The following is a 797-nucleotide window of genomic DNA, read 5'->3' as shown; positions in this document are numbered from 1 at the left end:
CCGATGAAAGCATTATTAATTGTTGTTTTGCCTTGCAATTCGATCAAGCTATCAGGATCGGTGGTAGCTGCACCGTATCCGTTGCCATACATCGTTGTTAGAGCAACATCTGCGACCTTAATATGTCCACCACTTTTTGCAAGCACTGCCATGTTTACAGCGGTTACAGTTCCTCCCGTCATTGTGATGGCACCACTATTTTCTGCATTAAGTCCAATGAAAGCATTATTAATTGTTGTTTTGCCTTGCAATTCGATCAAGCTATCAAGATCGGTGGTAGCTGCGCCATAGTTACCATTTGTTGTTAGAGCAACATCTGTAACCTTAATATGCCCACCGCTTTTTGCAAGCACTGCCATGTTTGCAGCAGTTACAGTTCCTCCCGTCATTGTGATGGTACCACTATTTTCTGCATTAAGCCCGATGAAAGCATTATTAATTGTTGTTTTGCTTTGCAATTCGATCAAGCTATCAGGATCGGTGGTAGCTGCACCGTATCCGTTGCCTATTGTTGTTAGAGTGACATCTGCAACCTTAATATGTCCACCACTTTTTGCAAGCAATGCTGCGCTTGTCCCAGTTACAGTTCCTCCCTTCATTGTGATGGTACCACTATTTTCTGCGCCAAGGCCAGTTACAGCATTATTAATCGTTGTTTTCCCATGTAATTCAATTAAGCTGTTAGGATCAGTGGAGGCTGCACCGTATCCGTTACCATCCATTGTTGTTAGTATTACATCCGTGACATCAATATATCCGCCGTTCTTTGCAAATAATGCTGCGCTTTTTCCAGTTAC

The 797-nt window shown here is 42.8% G+C and carries 1 pseudogene; it reads right to left on the bottom strand.

What is annotated here, in order from left to right:
• Positions 1-797 (bottom strand): annotated as a pseudogene (locus ACFIO3_RS14455) (hypothetical protein); the annotation flags it as partial.

Source organism: Bartonella sp. AD328YNZD (assembly GCF_042196425.1).
Note: the sequence above shows the minus strand (reverse complement) of the source record. Positions and strands in the feature narration are given on the sequence as shown.